The sequence below is a fragment of the Acinetobacter sp. IK31 genome, assembly GCF_035615195.1.
GTDB lineage: Bacteria > Pseudomonadota > Gammaproteobacteria > Pseudomonadales > Moraxellaceae > Acinetobacter > Acinetobacter calcoaceticus_C.
Map to the genome: position 1 here is coordinate 339,196 of NZ_JANBOB010000016.1, position 24,368 is coordinate 363,563.

At 37.4% G+C, this 24,368-nt stretch carries 23 protein-coding genes; 11 read left to right on the plus strand and 12 right to left on the minus strand.

All coding sequences use genetic code 11. The features are described from left to right. Positions 1-6 precede the first annotated feature (6 nt). Positions 7-783 (plus strand): sulfite exporter TauE/SafE family protein, encoded by a 777-nt coding sequence (locus MSG66_RS10255; RefSeq protein ID WP_004639670.1) that lies wholly within the window; start codon positions 7-9, stop codon positions 781-783. Positions 784-995: 212 nt separating this feature from the next. Next, the gene (locus MSG66_RS10260) at positions 996-1,439 is read left to right on the plus strand and encodes a hemerythrin domain-containing protein (protein WP_001019905.1); all 444 of its coding nucleotides are present in this window, start codon (positions 996-998) and stop codon (positions 1,437-1,439) included. A 7-nt stretch (positions 1,440-1,446) separates the two neighbouring features. Here MSG66_RS10260 and MSG66_RS10265 read toward each other — a convergent pair whose 3' ends face one another. The 3 genes from MSG66_RS10265 to serA all read right to left on the minus strand — a co-directional run bounded on the left by MSG66_RS10265 (position 1,447) and on the right by serA (position 4,619). Then, positions 1,447-2,310 (minus strand): EamA family transporter, encoded by an 864-nt coding sequence (locus tag MSG66_RS10265; RefSeq protein ID WP_324654021.1) that lies wholly within the window; start codon positions 2,308-2,310, stop codon positions 1,447-1,449. 93 nt (positions 2,311-2,403) lie between these two features. Further along, complete coding sequence (locus MSG66_RS10270) at positions 2,404-3,288, minus strand: EamA family transporter (protein WP_324654023.1); 885 nt, start codon at positions 3,286-3,288, stop codon at positions 2,404-2,406. A gap of 98 nt (positions 3,289-3,386) precedes the next feature. After that, a complete protein-coding gene (gene serA, locus MSG66_RS10275; RefSeq protein WP_042895382.1) occupies positions 3,387-4,619 on the minus strand; it encodes a phosphoglycerate dehydrogenase in 1,233 nt (410 codons plus the stop codon). 382 nt (positions 4,620-5,001) lie between these two features. Here serA and MSG66_RS10280 point away from each other — a divergent pair, with 382 nt between their 5' ends. Beyond that, positions 5,002-6,411, plus strand: coding sequence for an FAD-binding oxidoreductase (locus MSG66_RS10280; protein WP_133971539.1), 1,410 nt, complete (start codon positions 5,002-5,004; stop codon positions 6,409-6,411). Positions 6,412-6,474: 63 nt separating this feature from the next. Here the strand turns inward: MSG66_RS10280 and MSG66_RS10285 are convergent, their stop codons facing one another. Beyond that, positions 6,475-7,263 (minus strand): xanthine permease, encoded by a 789-nt coding sequence (locus MSG66_RS10285; protein WP_324654026.1) that lies wholly within the window; start codon positions 7,261-7,263, stop codon positions 6,475-6,477. A gap of 187 nt (positions 7,264-7,450) precedes the next feature. Here MSG66_RS10285 and MSG66_RS10290 point away from each other — a divergent pair, with 187 nt between their 5' ends. Next, a complete protein-coding gene (locus MSG66_RS10290; protein WP_042895372.1) occupies positions 7,451-7,819 on the plus strand; it encodes a hypothetical protein in 369 nt (122 codons plus the stop codon). A gap of 45 nt (positions 7,820-7,864) precedes the next feature. Here the strand turns inward: MSG66_RS10290 and MSG66_RS10295 are convergent, their stop codons facing one another. Together MSG66_RS10295 and MSG66_RS10300 are read right to left on the minus strand one after the other, a co-directional pair. After that, positions 7,865-8,179: a putative quinol monooxygenase gene (locus tag MSG66_RS10295; RefSeq protein WP_324654028.1), complete on the minus strand. Its 315-nt coding sequence runs from the start codon at positions 8,177-8,179 to the stop codon at positions 7,865-7,867. A gap of 13 nt (positions 8,180-8,192) precedes the next feature. After that, positions 8,193-8,780, minus strand: coding sequence for an NAD(P)H-dependent oxidoreductase (locus MSG66_RS10300; RefSeq protein WP_202743327.1), 588 nt, complete (start codon positions 8,778-8,780; stop codon positions 8,193-8,195). 240 nt (positions 8,781-9,020) lie between these two features. Here MSG66_RS10300 and MSG66_RS10305 point away from each other — a divergent pair, with 240 nt between their 5' ends. Together MSG66_RS10305 and MSG66_RS10310 are read left to right on the plus strand one after the other, a co-directional pair. Beyond that, positions 9,021-9,386 carry a hypothetical protein gene (locus MSG66_RS10305; protein ID WP_202743326.1) on the plus strand — a complete coding sequence of 122 codons (366 nt, stop codon included), beginning with the start codon at positions 9,021-9,023 and terminating at the stop codon, positions 9,384-9,386. A 362-nt stretch (positions 9,387-9,748) separates the two neighbouring features. Beyond that, positions 9,749-10,978 (plus strand): MFS transporter, encoded by a 1,230-nt coding sequence (locus tag MSG66_RS10310; protein WP_324654031.1) that lies wholly within the window; start codon positions 9,749-9,751, stop codon positions 10,976-10,978. Positions 10,979-11,057: 79 nt separating this feature from the next. On the opposite strand, the gene yccS is transcribed toward MSG66_RS10310, so the two are convergent. From yccS to MSG66_RS10330, 4 genes are all read right to left on the minus strand, one after another. Continuing rightward, positions 11,058-13,208 carry a YccS family putative transporter gene (gene yccS / locus MSG66_RS10315; protein ID WP_324654033.1) on the minus strand — a complete coding sequence of 717 codons (2,151 nt, stop codon included), beginning with the start codon at positions 13,206-13,208 and terminating at the stop codon, positions 11,058-11,060. Between the two features lie 204 nt (positions 13,209-13,412). Further along, on the minus strand, positions 13,413-13,988 hold the full coding sequence (sodC, locus tag MSG66_RS10320; protein ID WP_202743322.1) for a superoxide dismutase family protein: 576 nt from the start codon (positions 13,986-13,988) through the stop codon (positions 13,413-13,415). A 119-nt stretch (positions 13,989-14,107) separates the two neighbouring features. Next, complete coding sequence (locus MSG66_RS10325; RefSeq protein WP_133971551.1) at positions 14,108-15,226, minus strand: AI-2E family transporter; 1,119 nt, start codon at positions 15,224-15,226, stop codon at positions 14,108-14,110. 123 nt (positions 15,227-15,349) lie between these two features. Further along, the gene (locus tag MSG66_RS10330) at positions 15,350-15,994 is read right to left on the minus strand and encodes a ParA family protein (RefSeq protein ID WP_324654036.1); all 645 of its coding nucleotides are present in this window, start codon (positions 15,992-15,994) and stop codon (positions 15,350-15,352) included. A 158-nt stretch (positions 15,995-16,152) separates the two neighbouring features. Between MSG66_RS10330 and MSG66_RS10335 the strand changes: the two genes are divergently transcribed. Next, positions 16,153-16,620, plus strand: coding sequence for a Holliday junction resolvase-like protein (locus tag MSG66_RS10335; RefSeq protein ID WP_042895331.1), 468 nt, complete (start codon positions 16,153-16,155; stop codon positions 16,618-16,620). Positions 16,621-16,758: 138 nt separating this feature from the next. Continuing rightward, entirely contained in the window at positions 16,759-17,322 is a 564-nt protein-coding gene (locus MSG66_RS10340; protein ID WP_202743321.1) for a hypothetical protein, read from the plus strand. 51 nt (positions 17,323-17,373) lie between these two features. Here MSG66_RS10340 and MSG66_RS10345 read toward each other — a convergent pair whose 3' ends face one another. Both MSG66_RS10345 and MSG66_RS10350 read right to left on the minus strand, forming a co-directional pair. Further along, a complete protein-coding gene (locus tag MSG66_RS10345) occupies positions 17,374-17,904 on the minus strand; it encodes a hypothetical protein (protein ID WP_324654038.1) in 531 nt (176 codons plus the stop codon). Between the two features lie 26 nt (positions 17,905-17,930). Further along, positions 17,931-18,719 carry a class I SAM-dependent methyltransferase gene (locus MSG66_RS10350; RefSeq protein WP_324654040.1) on the minus strand — a complete coding sequence of 263 codons (789 nt, stop codon included), beginning with the start codon at positions 18,717-18,719 and terminating at the stop codon, positions 17,931-17,933. A 127-nt stretch (positions 18,720-18,846) separates the two neighbouring features. Between MSG66_RS10350 and MSG66_RS10355 the strand changes: the two genes are divergently transcribed. From MSG66_RS10355 to MSG66_RS10365, 3 genes are all read left to right on the plus strand, one after another. Then, positions 18,847-20,124: a hypothetical protein gene (locus tag MSG66_RS10355; protein ID WP_324654042.1), complete on the plus strand. Its 1,278-nt coding sequence runs from the start codon at positions 18,847-18,849 to the stop codon at positions 20,122-20,124. A gap of 413 nt (positions 20,125-20,537) precedes the next feature. Then, complete coding sequence (locus tag MSG66_RS10360) at positions 20,538-21,971, plus strand: amino acid permease (protein WP_324654044.1); 1,434 nt, start codon at positions 20,538-20,540, stop codon at positions 21,969-21,971. 1,030 nt (positions 21,972-23,001) lie between these two features. Continuing rightward, entirely contained in the window at positions 23,002-24,276 is a 1,275-nt protein-coding gene (locus MSG66_RS10365) for a Glu/Leu/Phe/Val family dehydrogenase (RefSeq protein ID WP_133971565.1), read from the plus strand. The last annotated feature ends 92 nt before the right edge of the window (positions 24,277-24,368 follow it).

Below are 24,368 nucleotides of genomic sequence, written 5' to 3' on the forward strand. Positions count from 1 at the left end.
TAGAGCATGGGCATGGAATGGGATGTTATCCTGAGTTTGATCTTTTTTGCGTTTACTGCGGGAGCGATTGATGCTGCTGTTGGGGGCGGCGGACTTATCCAGATTCCAGGCCTTATGAGTACTTTCCCGACCATGCAGACTGCAACGGTGATTGGTACTAATAAGCTTTCTTCAATTTTTGGTACAGCATCGGCTGCTTATACTTTTGCGAAAAGAGTGAAGTTGCAATGGAAACTTTTAGCAGTCATTGCTATTTGTGCTTTGATTAGCTCTTTTGCTGGTGCTGCTTGTTTATCCTTAATTCCTCAATCTGTATTGCGTCCTTTCATATTTGTGATGTTGATTGTGATAGCAGTTTATACCTTGGTTAAAAAGAACTTTGGACAGGTTCATACAGAACAAAAAATTACTAATAAAATGCTAATTTTGGCAGGGATTGGTAGTTTGGCGATTGGTTTTTACGACGGTATTTTTGGCCCGGGAACGGGTAGTTTCTTTATCTTCTTCTTTATCCGTTTTTTACAAGTCGACTTTTTGCATGCTTCTGCCTTATCCAAAATTGGTAATTTTATGACCAATTTGGCTGCATTGAGTTTCTTCATTCCGACAGGTCACGCTATTTTGCACATTGGCTTAATGATGGCAGTCGCGAATGTATTGGGTTCTATTGTTGGGGTGCGTACCGCGCTTAAATACGGTAGTGGTTTTGTCCGTATTATCTTTTTAATTTTAGTCAGTATCCTGATTTGCCGTTTGGGTTATCAAATGTTTGTAACAGGCTAAATATTTCGAAAAGTATGAACTGATCAGGAGGCGAAGTTCATACTTTTTGCGATGCCATTCAAAATCATAAATATAAAAATAATTACAGAAGCTTACTAGAAAGAAAACAGTGTAAAAAATAGTCTCATTTTAAGCTACTTAAATAATATAAATTTCAACGTATGATAAACCTTGAAATAAAAAAGATTTTTTAGCTAAAAATGAGGAAGAGAATGAATATTTTCGAAGCATTAAGAGAAAGCCATGAAAATCAACGTAACCTTTCTGAACAACTCATTCAGACACATGGTTTAACAGAAGAAAGAAAAGAATTATTTGATGCATTAAAAAATGAACTCTATGCCCATTCTGTTGCCGAAGACCGTTATTTATATATCCCTTTAATGTTTGATGATGTCGGTTTAGATATTACGAGACATGCTTTATCTGAGCATCATGAAATGGATGAATTGGTCGAGCAACTTGAAAAAACGGATATGAGTAGCCCAAGCTGGTTAGCAACTGCCAAACAGTTGAGTGAAAAAGTTCATCATCATTTAAAAGAAGAAGAGCATAAATTTTTCCAACAGGCGGGAAAAATTCTTAAAGACAGTGAAAAAGAAACGCTTGGTAATAAATATTTAAAGGAATATAAAAAGTATAAAAAGCAGCAATAGTATTTAACTATGCTACTTTTTTAGTACTTCTTAAAGTAACCCCAATCGACGCTAGCATTACACAAGCTAAAGCCACCCATTGCAGCATGCTGATTTCTTCGTGAAGTAATAAGAAGCCCGTTAATGCTGCTAATGCTGGTGCTAAACTCGTTAGAGTACCGTAAGTTAATTTATTGAGTTGTTTGAGTGCCATTAAATCAAGAGCGTATGGAATAGCAGTCGCTAAAATAGCAATAAGTAACGCTTTACCCCAGTACTGCGTTTCAAGTAATGCAGGAGCATTATGCCAGATGCCAATCGGCAGTAAGGTCAGGGCAGATAACCCAATTCCGATGGTTAAAGCATGCATGCCTATATTTTGGGTCACAACTTTCTGACCAAAATAAATATAGAAGGCCCAGCAAAATCCAGCACCTAGCGCACATGCAGCGCCTACATAGGAAAAGTGGTGTTGTGTTGGGTCTTGCCAAGGCACCATCAGTGCAATACCTAACATCGCAAATGCAACCCAAATGTAGTCACTTTTTTGTTTAATAGAAAGTAGAGCAAGACCTAATGGGCCAATAAACTCTAAGCCCACTGCAATCCCTTGAGGTAACTTACCAAGCGACGTATAAAATAAAATATTCATGAGACCTAAAGACGCGCAGTACATCAATAAATCACGCCATTTTAAATAGGGTAAGCGCGACCAGATTTTCCACGAACGGAACATGATCACGACAATAACCGTTGCAAAGCTCAGCCTCAAAACTGTAACGGTGAGAGGGTCTAATATTGCAATGAGCTGCTTAGCAAATGAAGCACTAATTTGATATGAGACCATCGACAGAATCATATAGAGCACAGCAATAATGGGAAGATTCTGCATGGAAAATACCCGAGGGCCTCATCTAATATTATTTAAAAATAACAATGGTCAATTATAGCGAATACCATATTCCAACTCGCAGGTTGAGTCGATTTAACTGACTGTTTTTTCACGTTCCTGACGTGCTTTTTGGGTGGTTATGGTACAACCGACGGAAGCTGCAATAATTGTTGCGAGTGCCAGCCATTGATTCCATAACAAATATTCACCTAAAAAGATATAACCAGAAAGTGCAGCAACTGCGGGTTCTAGGCTCATCAATGTTCCGAAGCTTAGGGGTGTTAAATTACGTAGTGCTAGCATTTCTAAAGAGAATGGTAATGCGCTGGCTAAAATTGCTAAGCCAATAAAATAAAAAAGATAGGGGAGCTCTATCACTTGACCCATTGACCCTGAAAAAAAAGTAATCGGCAGCAAGACACATGCGCCTACAGTCATTCCTAAGCACACAGTGTGATTACCTGATATACCTGAAGGCTTTTGACCAGCAATAATATAAAGTGCCCAACATGCGCCCGCACTAACCGCAAATAATACTCCGATCCAATCCAGACTATGAGCCTGATTAAAAGGGAAAAGTAAAACGAGGCCAACAATCGCTAAACTGACCCAGACAAAATCATATTTTTGGCGTGCATGATATAAGGCTACACTTAAGGGACCAATAAATTCAAAAGCAACTGCAATACCAATCGGTAATCGTTCAATCGACAGGTAAAAAAGTGCGTTCATTCCTGCAAGCGCAAAGCCATAAGCTAAAATAGCTTTCCAGCGGACCTGACTATAATTAATTCGCCAAATTTTAAAAATAAAGGCAAGAATAATTGCACCTAAGCATAAGCGCATTGCAGAAACAGTAAGTACAGGAAAGCTCTGGAACAGAATTTTGGCTAAAGATGCGCTGCTTTGTACGCTCAGCATAGCGAGAATAAGAAAGCCCAGTGCATGTAGCTGAGATTTCTGGTTCGAACTGGACATTTTATTATTTGATCGATTGGTATACTTTTCACATGATAATGTAAATGTCCATAAAAAAGCCACAGACAATGCTGTGGCTTTTAAATTTACAGGTCGTTTTAGAACAATACGCGCACGCGGATTGTACCTTCAACTTCATGCAACATATCTAATGCTTCATGAGAAGCAGAAGCGTCAACGTCCATTACGAGGTAACCGATGTCACCTTTAGTCATGAGTGATTGACCAGAAATGTTGATGCCTTGCTCAGCAAACAAGTTGTTGATTTTAGACAATACGCCAGGTACGTTTTTGTGGATGTGCAATAAACGGTGTTGGCCAGCAGTCAATGGTAACGCGATTTCTGGGAAGTTCACCGCAGAAAGTGTCATACCCTTGTCAGAGTAAGCAACAAATTTCTCTGCAACTTCTAAACCGATGTTTGCTTGCGCTTCCATGGTTGAACCACCAACGTGAGGAGTCAAAATCACGTTGTCTAAGCCACGAAGTGGAGAAACAAACTCTTCACCATTTGCTTTTGGTTCTTTAGGGAATACGTCAACCGCTGCACCAGCAATATGACCAGACTTGATTGCATCTGCTAAATCTTCAATTACTACACATGTACCACGTGCAGCATTTAGGAAGATTGCGCCTTCTTTCATTTTTGCAAATTGTGCTTTAGTGAAGAAGTTGCGTGTAGATGGAACATCAGGCACATGTAATGTAACAACATCAGCAGTCGCTAAGAGTTCGTCTAACGAACCAACTTGGCGAGCATTACCCATTGGTAATTTAGTCACTGCATCGTAATAAATCACATGCATACCTAAGCTTTCAGCAAGAACAGAAAGCTGAGAACCGATGGAACCGTAACCCACAATACCTAAAGTTTTGCCACGAGTTTCGAAAGAACCCACAGCAGATTTGTCCCAACCACCACGATGACAAGCCGCTGACTTTTCAGGAACACGGCGAAGAAGAAGAATCGTTTGAGCAAGTACAAGTTCTGCAACCGAACGCGTATTTGAATACGGTGCGTTAAATACAGGAATACCACGTGCCATTGCTGCTTTAAGATCAACTTGGTTTGTTCCGATACAGAAACAGCCCACTGCGATCAATTTATTTGCAGCTTCGAAAATTTCTTCAGTCAATTGAGTACGCGAACGAATACCAATAAAGTGAGCATCTTTAACCGCTTCTTTTAGCGCTTCGCCTTCAAGTGCAGTTTTGCGATAGTCAATATTGGTGTAACCCGCAGCGTTTAGAGTATCGACTGCGTTTTGGTGAACGCCTTCTAACAAAAGGAAACGGATTTTATCTTTAGGTAGTGAAAGATGTTGGCTCATTACGGCTCCGCTACAAAGGCCAAATTTGGTGGCGCTATCATAACATAATGGTCGGTACTATAGATATTTCGTTTGCGCCGTGATCTTATGGCAATTTTATCTATATCTAATCACTTCTATTTATGGCTTGTTGACAGTCTCAAAATGTACTTGTCATTTTAATTTAAAAAATATTGATACTTTGAAGGTTCATAAAAAGTCATTTATGAACGTTAAACATGTTTTGTAGTGACAGTATCTCTATTCTGAACTTTATCGCTTGTGCTGTTGCATGTAGAATATAGTTGTTCCCAGAACATTATGGCTCTTATTCGGGTTTAAACCGTAAGAAATAGGGCGCCATAGTCCCACCACAGTTTACTTCTTGCTAGGTCTGCAAACGATGAATGCTCCAGTCGCTTTAACACCTGAGTTACTTACCCAATTAACGGCAATCGTCGGTGAAAACCGCATTAAAACCGATGCTGATAGTCTCGAAAACTGGGGTAAAGATCATACTAAGCATTTTAATCCGAACCCATCGGTCATCGTTTTTCCATCGACTACTGAGCAAGTTCAAGCTGTTGTGAAGCTTGCAAACCAATTTAATATCGCAATTACGCCTTCAGGCGGTCGTACTGGTCTCTCTGCTGGTGCTGTTGCAGCCAATGGTGAAATTGTCATTAGCATGGACAAAATGAACCAGATTCTTGAGTTCTTCCCGGCCGACCGTATGGTTCGAGTACAAGCTGGTGTTGTGACTGAACAATTGCAAAATTATGCTGAAGAGCAGGGTATGTATTATCCAGTTGACTTCGCGTCAGCGGGTTCTAGCCAGATTGGCGGTAATATTGGAACCAATGCTGGTGGTATCAAAGTCATTAAATACGGCATGACACGTAACTGGGTGCTTGGTTTAACCGTTGTCACTGGTAAAGGTGACATCCTACGTTTAAACAAAGGTATGGTTAAAAATGCAACGGGTTATGCATTACAGCATTTGTTTATTGGTGGCGAAGGTACATTAGGTTTAGTGACTGAAGCTGAAATTAAACTTGAGCGTCAACCGCAAAACTTACAAGTTTTAGTTTTAGGTGTTCCTGATTTTGATGCAGTAATGCCTGTATTACATGCTTTCCAAAAAGATATCGACTTAACTGCATTTGAGTTCTTTGGTGAACTTGCGATGCAAAAAGTTTTAAATAATGGTCATGTACAACGCCCATTTGAAACTGAATGTCCGTTCTATGTATTGCTTGAGTTTGAAGCGCCATATGAGCCGATTATCGATAAAGCAATGGAAATTTTCGAGCATTGCATGGAGCAGGGTTGGGTACTTGATGGCGTAATGAGTCAGAGCCTAGACCAAGTAGAAAGCTTGTGGCGTTTACGCGAAGATATTTCAGAATCAATTGCGCCGTTCACTCCATATAAAAACGATATTTCAGTATTAATTACTCACGTACCTGCATTTATTCGTGAGATTGATGCAATTGTTCAAGAGAATTATCCAGACTTTGAAATTTGCTGGTTCGGTCATATTGGTGACGGTAACTTACACTTAAATATTTTAAAACCTGAAAATCTGACTAAAGATGAGTTCTTTGCGAAGTGTCAGATCGTCAATAAATATGTGTTTGATACCGTGAAAAAATATGATGGTTCAATCTCTGCTGAGCATGGCGTAGGCATGACGAAAAAACCATATTTGGAATATTCACGTTCGCCTGAAGAAATTGAATATATGAAAGCGTTGAAGTTGACGTTTGACCCGAACGGGATTATGAACCCGGGTAAATTATTTGATCTTTAATGCTTGATGAGATAAAAGAATTTCTATTAAAAGCGTATCGAAAGATGCGCTTTTTTTAATCTATCATTTTTTATAAGCTTTCCAACCCGTCAAAATATGATAAATCAGCGGTAAAAGACAAAGAGCAAAGAAGCTACAAAGTCCAATGGCCCATACAGGCAAATTACGCGGATTACCTAAAAAGAAATAGGCAAAAATAGAATAAGACAACATTGCAAACATCGCCGTTGTGCCTAACGGAAGCGTTACTCTAAAAATTAAAATGCTAGCAAATGTTTTGTAGGGTTCCATGTTCCGATTGAGGCTATAGGCAATAATCATGAGCAATGCATAACCTAAAATAAACAGCATAAATAACGCGGCTGTAAACAGTAGAATAGTGCGCCAACTCTTTTCTTGCGCGGTGTGATCACCATTTTCATAAACAACAGTAATATGTTCTCCCACTACCGGCATATCACCAGAGCGGACCGAATTATCTAAAGTTAGTGTTTTGTTTTGATCATCTTTGAACTGAACCTGAGCGGTGTGCATGAGGGTTTTAGTTTTATATTTACGCCCATTGGAGTCTGTACGTTCAGTATCGACCCATTCAGAGGTATAGTTCACTACAGTTGCATCGTAACTTGGTTTAGTCGCTAAACCATATACTGCTTGCGAAACCCAATACGTAAAAGGGAAAAATAAAGCGCTAATACTAAAAACGACTGCGAATAAATATGCGAATTCAAATTTACTGCTTTTACGATTTTTAGCTAAACGCTTGATCCAAAACTTGGTAAGCACAAATGACCAAACCATTAAAATTGCAACGACTACCAAGAAAACTTGCCCTGCATAAGTCAATTGCATGGATGATCCTATTTATTAGAGGGAATAGAAATTAATTTTATCAAATCATGATCATTAAGGTTGGGTGAACAGGATAAATTATTTGATCTTTAAGTGATTAGTCATCTTTAGAACTACATAGTTTCTACAGAGTAACCGACAAAGGCATAGCATCATAAAGCGATGGCTTTTGTTTTTGGTGATAAAAATGCAACGTTTATTTTTAATTTCAGCTCTCTGTGCTGGACTTTTTACTGGGTGTGCGACAACCAGTAAATTAATACCTTTTGTGGGTTCAGAAACCCCAATGCAACAAGTGCTTAAAGCTCAACCAGAGATTGCAAAAGAGCACAATAATACCTCAGTTCAGCAAGTGTTTAACCGTGTGGAATCACCCACTGTTTCTCGTATTACTGTCATTCAAACAGGTTTAATGGACGATTCTGTCTCTGCAATCCGAACAGAATATGCATTTAAATTGGTTGATGAAAAGTGGCAATTGCAAAATAAGCAAAAAAGTTATCAATGCGCTAGAGGGAAAGGCTCTAGAGGTTTCCAGACACAGCTTTGTTCTTAAAAATAAAAAAGACGATAAATATATCGTCTTTTTTTATGGGCTAAATTATACACCACTTTCTAAAATTTTAATTTTCACATCAATTACATCATCTTTAACTGCTGCATGATGTGCTTGCATATGAGGTGTAGCCAAATGTGCTTCAAGATGGGCAACGCTTGCCCATTTTTCTAACATCACAATCATGTCAGGCTCTTTGGTTTGGAAACTGGCATGTGATATGTGATCAATCAAAGGCTCATAGCCATGGCAACCATCTTCTGCTAAAACAGTTGGAATGATTTTTTGAAAGGCATCCAATACGTTTTGGCGATGCTGTCCACCCGATTTAGTATGAATTTCCGCAATAATAGTAAGCATGGATTTTTCCTTATTAAGCTGCTGCAAATACGCTATTTAAGTGGGTTTTATATTCTTCAATATAACTATTAACGTCAGGCATTTTAATCACGTCATTGACAATAAAAGTAGGAAGTGTGCTCATTCCTAAAAACTGATTCGCTTTATGAAAGGGTAAATAAACACCATCAACACCCACGCCATGAAAAAATTGGTCTGCATCATCAAATGCTTCCATCGGGGCATTCCAAGTCAATGAAAGCATATATTTTTTGTCATGAATTAAACCACCTGAACCATATTTTTTTGATGTATCAGAACGGCTACGACCATCGTTTGCATAGAGTGAGCCATGACCAACGGTAAATACATCATCAATATATTTTTTTACAGTCCAAGGAGCGCCCATCCACCAGCCCGGCATTTGATAGATCACGACATCAGCCCATAAGAACTTTTCGACTTCACTTTCTGCATCATAATTGCTATCTGCACGAGTGACTTGAACTTCATGTCCGAGTTCAGTGAGGTGTGAGGTTGCTAGTGTGGTTAATGTGTCATTTAATTCGCCATTTGAATGTGCAAATTGCTTGGCACCATTAATCACTAAAATCTTACTCATGGGAGTTACTCTAATTAAATTCTTCAATACGCAGCGTACTTTACGGAATTTACTCTTATAGAAAAATGCATGAATTGGAAAAATATTGTTGATTAAAAATCAATAATTAAATATAAATTTTAGTTGTTAAATAAACTTAATTGAATAATATCAAGAGATTTGATCTTACTTACAAAGTGCTACGGAAAAAAATATTTGTGAGCTTTAGCATTAAGTTTGAGTAGAGCGAAGAGATTACATATGAGAAAAATGAGTTTATTGGTTATTTTTAGTCTAACCATGCTAACAGCTTGTGCTCCAGCTAAAAATTCTTCTGCTCAACTTGCTGATAGCCCGATACAAGCCGTATTACTTGATCAACCCGATCTTCTAAATGATGCAAGTAATTTGGACATTTCACAGCAAATGAATGCTGCCGATGATCCCTTGAATGCACAAGTTATCATTTTGAAAACAGAACCTAGTCCAGATGCGGTGTCAAAAACACGGACTGAATATTTATTAAAGCGAGATCAGCAAGTCTGGAAAATTGTGAATAAAAAGCAAAGTTATCAATGTACGAAAGGACAGGAAACCCCAGATTTCCAAGTTAATCCTTGTCCTTAATGATTAATTTTTATTAAAGATGTGGATAACTCTAAGGTTATTCACAATAAAAAAGTATGGCTGTCGGTAAAAGAATAACGTTTAAACTTCTTATAATTGTCTGATTGCTGAGCAATTCAAAAAATGCTATTGTTGCGCTCGGTAATTATGCCAACTGGTAAAAATTATCAAATCTCACGCCATATAATTTTTCTATTCTTAGACACCCTGTGAATACGGTGTTTCACATTCTAAACATGCACTCTCACGGCATATAAAAACTTAATTAAAGATTGATTGACCATACTGTCATCATCATGACTACATCCTATTTTATATGTAGTTGTAGAGACATATGGCCGCTATTTTGAAGTGTACAACTCATGAAAAATATTCAAACGACAACGTTGAACCGTACAACGTTGATGTTTCCTTTGGCCTTAGTGCTATTTGAATTTGCGGTTTATATTGGTAATGACCTGATTCAGCCAGCGATGTTGGCAATTACTGAAGATTTTGGTGTAAGTGCAACTTGGGCACCGTCTTCAATGTCATTTTACTTATTAGGCGGTGCCTCGGTTGCATGGTTACTTGGGCCTTTGTCAGATCGTCTTGGGCGTAAAAAAGTACTTTTGGCTGGTGTCTTATTTTTCGCCTTATGCTGTTTTTTAATTTTACTAACCCGACAAATGGAACACTTTCTGACATTACGCTTTTTACAAGGTATTGGTTTAAGTGTAATTTCAGCAGTGGGTTATGCTGCTATTCAAGAGAGTTTTGCTGAACGTGATGCAATTAAAGTCATGGCACTCATGGCAAATATTTCATTGCTTGCACCTTTGTTAGGACCCGTACTCGGTGCTTTCTTAATTGATTATGTGTCTTGGCACTGGGGCTTTGTAGCCATCGCTGTATTGGCATTACTCAGTTGGGTAGGTTTAAAAAAACAAATGCCAAATCAGCAGGTCAGTGTTACCAAGCAACCTTTTAGTTATCTTTTTGATGATTTTAAAAAAGTGTTTAGTAACAGCCGCTTTTTAGGTTTAAGCCTTGCTTTACCTTTGGTGGGTATGCCTTTAATGCTCTGGATTGCTTTATCTCCAATCATTTTGGTAGATGAATTGAAGCTAACGAGTGTGCAATATGGTTTAGCTCAATTTCCGGTATTTCTAGGCTTAATTGTCGGGAATATTGTCTTAATTAAAATTATTGACCGTTTAGCTTTGGGCAAAACCATCCTGATTGGTTTACCTATTATGCTGATTGGTACTCTGATTTTGGTCTTGGGCGTGATATGGCAAACCTATTTAATTCCTTGTTTGCTTACCGGCATGACACTCATCTGTTTTGGTGAGGGAATTAGCTTTTCAGTTTTATATCGCTTTGCTCTGATGTCATCTGAAGTATCAAAAGGAACCGTTGCGGCAGCCGTTTCGATGCTACTTATGATGAGCTTCTTTGCCATGATTGAGCTAGTACGTTATCTCTATACGCAATTTCATTTATTAGCTTTTGCTTTATCTGCATTTACATTTATTGCGCTCTGGTTTACCCAGCCACGTAATGCTTTAAAACAGGAAATGCAAGAAAGAAAGCTGCAAGGGAATGATTAATTTAAAAATACCGGAATTTATATTCCGGTATTTTTTTAACTATTCTTTTAACATTTTTTCCATTTCTTCACGGTCTGTTTCACTTAATCCCTTGCTCTAAAAGTTTGTCTTTAAGCATCAGCAATTCAGGTAACGTTTCTAATAATAAACTGATTTGTTTCAAGACTAATGTATATTTCTCGGAAAGTTTTTCATGAGCTGTCAGATTTTGAATTTCTTGTAATAGTTGTTCAATAAATTCATGGTCAGGTAGAGATTGCTCAAGTACGCTTTGGCTAAGAATTTTTTGGCAGCTCAGTAATAATTGTAAAACTTGTTCTTCATCAATTTTTTGTCGTTGACTGCCTAACGCTGCCACATAGCTGAGTTGACTGTGGCTATAAACCAAATAACGGAAAGCATAATGAATGAGCTCTGGATTAGGATTGGGCTCGGCACTTAAGCTTGAGATCATGTTTGATAGCTCAATTTGAGCATTATGGGCAGCACGACGAATTCGACGGTACTCTAGGTCTTGATTTTTGCCATATTGGTATTGCTCCACAATCACATTGAAATAGTCAAGCGTCGCTTTGCTACTTTTCTTAATATTGTTAGGAATATTGCGAAAATTCCAATCAGGCCATATAAAACTTACAGCGAGCCATGCAATAAAACAGCCTAATAGCGTATCTATAAGGCGAGGTAAAATAATGCTATAGCCTGCACCCTTTAAATTAAAAATTAATAGCACCATGAGGGTAGCCATAAGGGTGGCCAAGGCATATTTCTTTTGCCGTAAGTAAAAAAAGCATACTCCACAAATAATCGTAATGATTAACTGGCCTTCAATACTCGGTACAAAATATAAAATGGGTATTCCTAATAAAACACCGATTAATGTCCCAATTGTTCGAAGCTTAAGGCGGCTTTTAGTCGCAAAATAAGTAATCTGACAAACAAATAAACTGGTCAGTAAAATCCAGTAGCCATGCTGAGCAAAGGGTAATAATGAAATGGCATAGCCCGCGGCGAAAACGACTGCAATTCTTATCGCATGTCTGAACAATGCAGATTGAGGGGTAAGCTGTTGCCGAAGTTTCAAGATCAGATCTGAAAATCCTTGAATATCATCATCAAGTAAATTTAAGTGCTCTTGCCTTGTTTGGGTATTATTTTCAGGGAAGGGCTGTGCATATTGCAGTTGTTCAAACTGTTCATGCATTCCTTTTAAATTGTCAAAAATGAGTCTTAAATTTTTAACTTCAAAATTTTGTGGATGCTGTTGTATCCAGTCCTTTAAAGAACTCTCTAGATGATTTAATCCTGTCTGGCTTTCTTGCGAAGGCTGAGATGGTCGATTATATAAAATACATTGGGCTAAGTCCTGACAAGCTTGTGCTTGTAGGCGCAGATTTTTTTGGAAACGGAAAATAAGATCACTACGGCTAAAGTTCTGTTGAATATGTTCGTAATGTAAGTAATTAGAGGTGGCTTGTTCGTGAATGTCTCGTGCAAAAAAATACAGGTTTAGCCAATAAATACTTTTATTACTCACCCGTGAAGCCTTCAACCGAGTGAGTAGGGAGCTGCGTATTTGATTCAGACTTTGAGCAACTTGTGTATTCTGTAGGGATAATTCATATAAGAGCTGTTCTACATTTTCTTTATTGTCGGGATCAAACAAACGTGCTTTGGCTTGAAGTAATCCAGAAATTTCTTTAAAAATTTGTGAGAGTTTATCTTGTAAGGGAAGTGTAGGTTTAATAATAAAAAATAAAATAGAGGTGAAACCGTACCACAAAGCTCCATAAACAAAGTAGGTAGGCTGCTGATACCAATGAGCATACTCTCCTAAACCAAACATGCTATAAATGGAAAGCAAAATAGTGCCAAACGAAATCGTGGCATAACGTTGCCCTAAAGCCCCTAATAAAATGAAAAAAGCGCTAGAAATTGAGAGATAGAGAATAAAGAAGATTTTGTAGGGAGCGAGAAATCCAAGAATGCTACTGACTGTAAAAAATAGCAGGCAGACATAGACTAAGTTGCGTAATCGAATACTTAAACGGTCATCAAAGTCGGTTAACGCTGCTGCAATTGCCCCTAAAGTCACAGGAACAATAAGCTCGTTATGGCCTAGTGAAAGCAAACCTAAAGTTGTGCCTGTGAGTACAATCAAAATTTGCAGGCAATAAATTAAAATCGAGTTCGTCTTAAAACTATTAAATATTTGGGTCAGATAATTCACGGCTTTTGTTCTAAATTAGAGAATACGTGAGAAAGCAGTATGTAACTTTAAATTTTTATTACTTCAAAAATATTATTCTTTTTATCTACAAAAGTCAGTCAATTTTTTAAGATTTTATTATGAGTAAAGGAAGTGATAGTGATCAATAAAGTAACAAAATTGTGGATATCTTTTTAGATACCCACAATGTAATAGATAAATAAATTATTTAATCACGCCACATGCAATTCGTGCTCCGCCACCGCCGAGAGGTAGAGGTGAGTCAGAGTAATTGTCGCCTCCCGCATGGATCATGATTGCGCGGCCTTGAATATCTGCAAGTTTCAAGCGAGGTGCAATTACAGCAGTGGTTGCAACACCAGTATTATCGACCACTAATGCGGGTAGATCGCCTAAATGACCAGTCGTTGGGGTACCGTGATGAGGAGCTTGGTTAGGATTATAGTGACTACCAGCAGCTAAAGCCGCTCCAAGTTTTCCATCTTTCTCAGCAGGTGCACAAGAAGCATTTTCATGAATATGGAAACCACGAGTACCGCTTGGTAGGTCAGCTAAAGCAGGGGTAATAATTAAACCTTTGTCGCTATCTTGAAAGCTAATAGTACCTAATTTTTTACCAACACCATTTGCTGTAACTTCATTTACATCTACCACTTTTTTCATATGCATTGTAGTTAACGCGTGAGCCGTATCGGATACAGTTTTTGTGACTGAACTACAGCCGACTGCAAAAAATGCTGTAAGCGCAAAGACTGCGCCAATTTTATTAAAAGTCTGCATGATTGGATGTCCTTATAAATATATATGATTGTTTGATTCAAACAAAGGAAGGCCTAGCCTACAAGTTAATTTAAATAGGCACTTTGTATCTTGAAACATTTTTAAATTAAATAAGTATGTCACTCTTTATGATTAGAAGATTCACTCTCAGGATCATAAATCATGGTTGTTTTGGGCATTGGTTCAGGTTCAATAGTTTCATGTAACCATTCACGCCAAATTGCCAATAAAACAGCCAAAATTACAGGACCAATAAACAAACCTACCAATCCGAAACTAGCAATACCGCCCAACACACCAAACATAATTAGTAAGAATGGAATTTTAGTCGCGCCCGAAATAACAAGAGGCCGAATTACGTTATCTGAACTACTAACAATTACCACACCCCAAACGATCACGCCAATGGCTTCCATGGTTTGTCCCTGAGAGAACAACCATAGGCCGACGCCTAAATAGGAAATTGGTGTACCAAATGGGATTAAAGCTAATATGAAAGTAGCAATGGTGAGTACCATTGGGTTTGGTACGCCTGCTACGAAATAACTTAATCCAGCTAAAAAAGCTTGAGCAATTGCAGTTAAACCGACGCCATAGACTACCGCACGAGTCGTTTCAGAAATCGTATCAAGATAATGGTGAATGCGAGGACCGATAACCATTTCTAATGCTTTACTCACCTGAGTTAAGATGAGTTGACCATCACGGTAAAAGAAAAAGAGACTAAATACGGCAAAGCCAAGTTTAACAATATTTTTACTAATTTCACCAAGCAGCACACGGCCATAACTTAAATGGCTTTGTACCCAAGCTGCAATGTTCTGAATGGTACTATTAGGATCGTTATTTAACTCATTGAGGGTGCGAGAAATTTCTTTTCCAACAAAAGGAAGCTCGCGAATAAAATCAGGAACACTTAAATGTCCTGAAAAAACCTGTCGTTGTAAGTCAAAATATAAGTTGCGCCCTTCATGCTGCAAAATAAAAATAGCACATGTAAAAGGTACACCAACAACCAAAATGACTAGGCTAATCATTAGTGTTGCATTTAAAGTATTACGGGTCTCTCCAAAAAAACGCTGAATTCTTAGATAAATAGGCCAAGTCATATAAGCAATGATGGCAGCCCAAAGTACAGGAACAATAAAGTATTTCAGGATATTAAATCCTAAAAAAATCAAAATAAAAAACAGCCCAAACAATAAAACGCGCTGTAAATTAGGAGCGTATGGATGCACGAACAATATTTCTCTAATTTTCTACGTAGAATAAAGTCATATTAACTGAAAAATAACCTGAGGCAAATTTTAAGGCTGGAATGTAAAAATACTCATACCTAATTTTAAAAAATCAAAATTTACTTAAAACCACTCAGCTTTGTCTTCAACTAACTTGTTTAGAACAGGTTGCCATTGATCTTGAATACTAATAAAGTTTTTTTGCGATTTATCAAAAACGCTTAAACCCTGCATAGCTAAGCTACCGTAAGCAGTGCGTTCGGCAATCCACGCAACAGGCTCCTGTTCAATTTTTTCAAAAAACTGTTGAATATCTTTTGAGCTGGCACTATTCGGTTTTACACGATTAGCAAGAAGTAAAATCTGTACTTTGCCTTTACGAATCCGCTTAATATCTTGTAAATGCTTCAAAAAGCGACGAGTACTGTCTATATCAAAAAATGAAGGTTGAAGTGGAGTAATAATGGCATGAGCTTCGCTGATGAGTTGCTCAGCATGTTCACCTGAAAGTGCACCAGGCGCATCAATAATTAAATAATCCAGATTTTTAGGCGCGTCACCAATTGATTTTTCATGACGCCAGTCGAGGCTTTGAATTGTTGCGACAGTATCGGGGCGCTGTTTTAACCACTGTAAAGCCGATTTTTGATTGTCCGAATCTGCTAATGCTACTTTATATCCTTTTTGTGCCAATGCTGTTGCCAACGTAATGGCCGTCATGGTTTTTCCGCATCCGCCTTTTTGATTTGCAATAAGTATCGTTTTCATAAATTCAGTTATTTTCAGCAGCACATTTGTTTATGTTTTATACCTTAGCATCTTTTTATGTGAAGGAGATGACCACATTTGACAAAAGTTTAAGCTGTTTCGTTATTTTAGATATGATTAGATCTGTAATTTTGATTCGCGCTTTTTAAGGAAAATTTATGTCTGTATGGCTTGCCATGCTTATTGGTGCTGGAATTGGTATCATTATCACTACTCTTATTTTATCAAATACTCGTAATGGCCGAATTAAGGCTGAATATGAGCAATATATTGCTGAACTTGAACTCGAGCATCAACAAGCCCTTACTCAAGCACAAAAGAGAAGCGTGAATACAAGCCGTGCGGTATTGAAAGGAAAAATGGCAGAACAATTTGCCCCCATTTTGCCAGAATTTCAGTATCTACCGAGCGATGCAAAATTCATGGGTGATCCAGTGGATTATATTATTTTTGATGGATACACCGATTTTCGGGATGGTGACGGTGCGGCAGAAGACATCAATATTATTTTACTTGATGTAAAAAGTGGTGGTGCAAGGCTCACTAAAGGCCAACAGGCAATTGCGCAAGCTGTCCAGCAAGGCAATGTTCGTTTCGAAACTTTAAGAATTCAGTTAGACGATTAAACAGAAAAGTTGAATGCACAAAAATAGACGAAATTAAGCTGTATTGTTACTAAATTCCGATATTTTTTTTATGGCTTAAGGCTACTATAAATTGAAGATCTTGTTAATTTGATCTAGCAATATTCGAGGTGTAAAGCGATGAAAAAACAACGTTTAATGATGGGCTTGTTAGCTGCTATTAGCATGAGTTCAGCATTTGCATCGACCTCAAGTGAGTATAATATTGCCAAAGGTCTGAGCCCCGTTGAAAAAGACCAGTCAATTTCTGTATTGCAACCTTTTCAGGGGAATTTCAGAATACTCGGTTCAAAAATATATCACACTGATGAGCAAGCAAAGTTTTCACCTATTGACTATGCGGTAAGTTGGGGGCTGTTTGCACAGCCTGAGATTGCACGTCATATTTCAGTTAAACAGTATGACCGTTATTTAAACTGGAAAATTCCTAAATTACCTGTTCCAGCAGAGCAGGCGATGCAAATGGTGTCTAACATGCACATCATTCCTGCAAACCCTGAAATTGCTCAGCAGATTAAACAGGTTAAACGTGGAGATCTGGTCTATCTCAAAGGTGACCTTGTCGAAATTAAAGATAAAGATCTAGTCTGGAAATCTTCACTTACCCCAACTGATACAGGCGATGGTGCGTGTGAACTATTCCGTGTGCAATCTATTCATTGGGTTGAAAAGCAAAATATATAATTTAAAAAAGCCTTCATAAATATGAAGGCTTTTTATTAAGGAATGGAGTATTTACTTCTGTTGTGATGCTTTCCAATATTTTAATTGGTTTTGTGCTTGTAAGTAGTCAGCAAGATCATTGATCTGCTCATCTTTAGTCGCTTGCTTATCACTATAGTGTTTTTCTTGATTTTCCCAATATTGATAAAGTAAGCCTTGTATATAACGGCCTTGTTCAGTCTTTAAATCTAAATCTTTTAACATGGTAAGTGCAGAGCGCACATTATCAAGAGTACGCTTTTGCTCAAACTCTGTGGTTAGAGTTCCTGCTTCATGCATTTTGGCTAATTCAGTTTCCATCTCATCGCTCATTTCTGTAAAGCGGCGGTCATAGTCCTCTAAAAGCCTAATGTCGTGCGCATCATCAGCCGTTGCTGGAAAGGTCTTAACAGGTCTTTCATTCAGTTTTTCTAAGACCTGATCGGTAGATGAGGTGGCAGAAGGTTGCTCAGTCTTAGCAGGCTCATCCGCCTTTTTACAAGCAGTAAGAAATAGGCTAGAGCAAAGCAAAGACATTAATATGATTTGAGGTGTTTTCTTCATAACTTTCAACCAAACCTATTCACTAATTATTTAACGGGTAACGTACTTTTCTGAAAGTGATATGCATATGTGACATATGGAAAATCAATCTGATCTTGAGGACCTAATCCCGTAAAATCATAAACAATTTTTTCGAACTGTGCTTTGAGCTGTAACTGATCTTTTTCAGTCATTGCAGCAATAAAACTTGTCGAGAGTAATCGTTTACTCACCACTTGTTGGACACTACCACGTTGTGACTGTGTAAATGTTTGGAGGCTGTCAAATACAAATAAATTCTGTTCTTCAAACACACGTTTCCACTTTTCACTATGATAACGAGGGGTGTCCCCTTCAAGGGGAAGTAGAAAATCAGCTAAAGCTTTGACCCAATCTATACGCTCATCGCGTTGATTCCAAACCAACCCTAAATGTCCTTGGGGTTTTAAGATTCTATACATTTCTGTTAGGGTATCAAGGTTGTCAAACCAGTGAAAAGATTGAGCACAAATAATGGCATCAATTTTATGGTCTGCTATAGAAATTGAATGGCTAAAAGCCTGTAATGTTTTGATATCAGGATAAACTTGTTGAAGCTGCTGTAACATCTCGCCAATTGGCTCAACCGCAATAACATCTGCATGTGTTTGTTTTAAGTAGGGTAAGAATTTGCCAGTACCTGATCCAAGATCGATAACAGTAGAATTTTCCTGTATTTGTAGGTAATTTTGCAGCCAACTTACTATTTCTGCGGGATAATTAGGTCTAACTTGCTGATAAAGTTCAGCAGCTGAGCTGAAGCCTTTTTGAGCGGCAGGATGTAAGGATTGTGTCATATTTTGCGCTTTTTAATCTGACTGGCATCTATAAAATAAGATACTCCGCAATCATAAATTGGCAAAACACCTATTTTGTTTCATTTTTGACATTGTATGTGGGAGTAAATTTTCTTTCGGTGTGAGCATGGATAAGCAAATTATTTTTGAAGACGAACACATTAGAGCCATTTTTTTACCAGGCGATTCTAATACATTGGTTCTCTCTTTTGGCGATTTGATTACCCGAGCGAGTGGCTTATCTATCAATGCTGAAAAGTCCCTAATTAAATACCAATACAATGTTATTGGAATAATGCCAAAACAAAAATCATGGTTTCCTCAAGCGAGCATGATTGAGCTGGCGAAAACAATTTCGCCTGTTCTTCAGGGTTTTAAAAATATTGTGGGTTATGGCGGTTCGATGGGCGGCTATGCAGCAATCAAATATTCTAATTTATTGAATATGAACCGTGTGATTGCATTTGTACCTCAATATTCAATTGATCCTACTCAGGTTGAAGACCGACGCTATGCTGAGTTTTTCGATGCTGTAGCAAACAAAGATATGCAGATCCAGCTACCAGATGTGGATGCAGCGCGTGAATACGTCATTGTTTATGACCCTTATTTCTCGATTGACCGCGAACATTACCTAAAAATAAAAGAGCTATTACCAAACTTACATACGATTCATTTGCCATTTACTGGTCATGAAGCATTGTCAGTATTAGCAAGTTCAAGTTTATTGCATGATTTTATTGAGCATGAATTTGACGAAATTTATTTTTATCAACAGGTTCGCAAAGTCAAAAAGCAAAGTAAATTTTATTTCCGTAATGTACTTGCACATGTTCTTACCCATCATGATGACATGTTGTTAAAAATATTACGCCAAAATGATTTTCAGCTTGATGAACGTTATTTTGATAATCCACTTAAACAGGCTATTACCCGTAGTCTTATAAAAGCAAAGCAGGCAACTGAGCTAGACTTCCAAAAACTGGGTATTAAGGTACAACAAACTCAGCAAGAGGTGAATTATAAAGAGGGGTTACAGAACAGCTTCGGCTCAATTTTGGTATTCAATCTCATTAATTCAAAGTTTGAGAGTTATGCTCTAGATGTTCTGTTAGCAAATAAGTCTTATTTGATTCCAATTGTGGTTGAACACACTGGTGTAGTGCACATTGAATTAAATAATGAAACTTATTTGTTAGGAATGAATGATCGAAAAGTCATTAAATTGTTCAAGCGCGAAGAGCCTTTAACATCTGATATGAGTCCATTTGTAATCAAAAAGTATTCCGACTTTTTTGCAATCAGCTATAAACAATTAAATTTATCTTGTGACGAACATGGGATGTGTGAATTTATAGAAGGTTCAATCCAGCCTACTGAACAACTGCTCTCAATCAGCTATTAAAACGCTATAGTGGTTAAATAAAGCTCAAGTCTAAAGATTTGGGCTTTATTTTTTGCTTAAAAAATATTTTTTTATTAATTTATTTGTATATTAAATTCAAAGTCATTATTTAAATAAATGATGTGTTTGTTTTGTGAATATATAGCGTATTAAATACAAGCATTATAAATTAGTGGAAAAAATATCATGCTTTAAAGTAAATGATCTTTGTGAATGTATAAATTAAATAAATGATTAAAGGCTAATTAAAATACAACTATAACTTTAAATTTAAATAAGTATTTGTTTTTTATTAATATGTTATTTATGTGGTGAGAGGTTGTTTAAAATAAGTTCACTCTTCAAAGATAATTGCATATTTATTTTTTTATCCTAAAATGATTTTTTACTAAATTGTCGTTACAGTTTTTTATATGCAATCATTAAATTATCGGAATAATGATGCATCGCAACATGGAAGTTCTGCACCTTTGAAACGAGCAATGAGTACTCGACATTTGGTGATGATCTCCCTTGGCGGTGCCATAGGAACAGGTCTTTTTTTAGGGTCGGGTGATGTCATTTCCCAAGCTGGCCCGATTGGCGCAATTATTTCTTATTTTTTAGGCGGTTTAATCGCCTATACCGTAATGTTATGTCTCGGTGAACTTGCAGTTCATGTACCTGAATCGGGTTCTTTTGGCGAATATGCCCGCCGTTATATCGGTCCTGGTACGGGCTATATGATTACTTGGCTGTACTGGTTAACTTGGACTGCCACTTTGGGAACTGAGTTTACTGCCGCGGCTTTATTGGTTCGTGAATGGTTTCCAACTACTTCTGTTTGGGCGTGGACTTTGTGTTTTGGCGCGTTAGTTTTTTTTCTGAATGTTAGTTCAACGCGATTGTTTGCCGAGTCAGAATTTTGGTTGGCGCTCGTCAAAGTTATTACAATTATCTGTTTTATTGGTTTGGGCTTGTTGGCAATTTTTGGTGTTATTCCTTTCCACGGACATGAGACAGCACCATTATTTAGTAATTTGACTGCACAAGGTTGGTTCCCTCACGGTTTATTTCCAATTTTTGCAACTATGCTGATTGTTAATTTCGCATTTTCGGGTACTGAGTTAATCGGAGTGGCGGCTGGTGAAACTGAAAATCCTGAAAAGACTGTTCCAAAAGCGATTAATGCAGCCATTTGGCGTCTATTAATTTTCTTTGTTGGCACAATTGTTGTGATTACTTCGCTATTGCCATTCGAGCTTGCCGGGTTGAATGCAAATGAAGTGAGTAATAGCCCCTTTGTGACTGTTTTTAATTACATTGGTATCCCTTATGCAGAAGACATTATTCGCTTTGTAATCATTACGGCTTTACTCTCAGCTGCCAATTCTGGTTTATTTGCTGCTTCACGTATGATGTGGTCACTTTCAGTAAAAAACCAATTACCAAAAATATTTTCAAAGCTTACTCCTTCAGGAACGCCAATCGTTGCTCTTATTGTGACGATGTTTGGTGCAATACCTGGATTGCTTTCAGAGCAGTTTGCCCCTGAGACGATCTTTAAAAATTTATTAGGTGTTGCAGCATTTACTATGGTGGTTGTGTGGATTGCAATTTGTGTATCTCAATTCAATTTCCGTAGACAGTGGTATAAATCTGGTAAAACAGCAAAAGATTTACGTTTCGCTGCCCCTTTATTTCCTTTGACTCCAATTGTGGGTGGTCTGTTCTGTGCTATTACGTGTATCAGTATGGTGGCTGATCCTTCGATGCACGTCGGCTTTATCTGTTGTATTATTTTTATTCTTCTATGTTATGCCAGCTACTTCATTTTTTATCACAAGAAAGATGTGGTACAGAGCTAATCCGTATATGTCTTCTCAAGCGTAGTCTAAAGGTCCCATTTGGGACCTTTTTTATGGTTTGTAGGAAATTAAAAACGGGTGAATTATATATTTTTTAAAAAAATGTTTTTTTGTTTTTAATCATGGAAACAAATGTTGTTTTGTAAATTTACCATTTGTCAGTTTTTTATTAATATTTATTTATTATAAATATTTGATTAAGTCTATGTTTAGTCTTGTTATTTAATTAATAGGTATTTTTAGTTTTTTAAAGTGGATGGGTAGGGTCGTTATAATATGGGTTTATTGTGGAGAATAGTTAGTTTTTTGGTGATTTTTTAAAAAATTAAATTCATTAAGTCTTTGTTATTTAATATAGAAATTTTTTACATTTTTTAAATTTATGAGTTTTTAATTTCTATAATTTTTTTTTATTAGAGTTAAGGGTTTTTTAATATTTGTTGTTTTTTTATTATAAAAAATAATGCGATTTGATTATTTTTTCTTTGCTTATTTATTTTAAAATGTTCTAAATGAGCGTGCTCTATGCTATATTTATTGGAAGATTTTATATCTATGCTACGGCTTAATTTTAAGCCGTATGTGTAGAAATAATTAATCTGTAGGATTATTGAACAAAGTTTATTTTTAAAAAGACTAATGGAGGGATCTATCGATTAGTCAAAAATAATTTTATGGACTCATGGTTTTTGTGAATCATGGTTCTTTTTAACTCCCAAACGGTTATGTCACTTCTTTTGTATTCATATTTCAGCCGGCTGGTTTTAGTGGGTTGTGGTTAGTTTTTGCTTTTATAAAGCTTTCTTTATAAAAGTAATTTAGACAAAAGAAAACTTGTAAAAGATATCGATATATAAAAGTAGATCGTACTTTTAGTATCAACAAATGGAATTTAAAAAGTCTGATGCTTTAGAAGGGCAAAAGATTTGGTAAATAAACTAAGGCATTGTTATTGCAAAGTTTTAGTTGCTAAATAATAAAGATTGCAGATTTATCAAATCTGAATCTATGAAGGTATATAGGAAAAAAGATGGCAGATCTTTCATACGTAAATGAAAACAGCGATGCTTGGCAAACTTACTTGGCACAAATTGACCGTGTTGCTCCATATTTAGGTCACTTAGAAGAGTTTATCGACACTTTAAAACGCCCAAAACGTGCGCTTATTGTAGATGTGCCAATTGTAATGGATGACGGTTCTATCCAGCACTTTGAAGGTTACCGCGTACAACACAACTTGTCTCGTGGCCCCGGTAAAGGCGGTGTTCGTTACCATCCAAATGTTGATTTGAATGAAGTGATGGCGTTGTCTGCATGGATGACAATTAAAACTGCTGTTTTGAACTTGCCATTTGGCGGTGCAAAAGGTGGTATTCGTGTTGATCCACGTAAATTATCAAATCGTGAATTAGAGCGTTTGACTCGACGTTATACGACTGAAATCGGTCACATTATTGGGCCTCAAAAAGATATCCCTGCTCCAGACGTTGGTACAAATGCCAACATTATGGGCTGGATGATGGATACTTATTCTACGAGCCAAGGTTACACAGTAACAGGTGTTGTAACTGGTAAACCAGTTCACCTAGGTGGTTCTTTAGGTCGTGTAAAAGCGACTGGTCGTGGTGTATTTGTTACAGGCCGCGAAGTAGCTGCAAAAATCAATTTACCAATTGAAGGCGCGAAAATTGCTATTCAAGGTTTTGGTAACGTAGGTAGTGAAGCTGCTTTCTTGTTTGTTGAATCGAAAGCGAAAGTTACACACGTTCAAGACCATACAGGCACTATTTTCAATGCTGATGGTATTGACCTTGAAGCGTTACGTGATCACGTAAATGCAAATCAAGGTGGTGTTGGCGGCTTCGCTGGTGCGCAATCAATTGCTGATGAAGATTTCTGGACAGCAGAAGTTGACATTATTGTTCCTGCTGCATTGGAAGGTCAAATCACTGTTGAACGTGCTCAAAAACTTAAAGCTAAGTTGATTTTAGAAGGTGCAAACGGCCCGACTTATCCTAAAGCTGAAGATGTGTTGGTTGAGCGTGGCATTGTTGTAGTACCTGACGTTGTATGTAACGCCGGCGGTGTAACTGTAAGTTACTTCGAATGGGTTCAAGACATGGCGAGCTACTTCTGGACCGAAGAAGAAATCAATGAGCGTTTAGACAAATTGATGGTTCAAGCTATGGATGACGTTTGGAACGCAGCGAATAGCAATGCTTGTACTTTACGTACAGCAGCTTACATCTTGGCATGTGAGCGTATTTTAAAAGCTCGTAAAGAGCGCGGTATTTTCCCAGGCTAATCTGCGGAAATTACTTTTAGAAAAAGTGGTCTGAGCAAATATAAAGGATGTTATAGGGTCTATTTGTTCAGCCGCTTTTTCTGAATTATTAA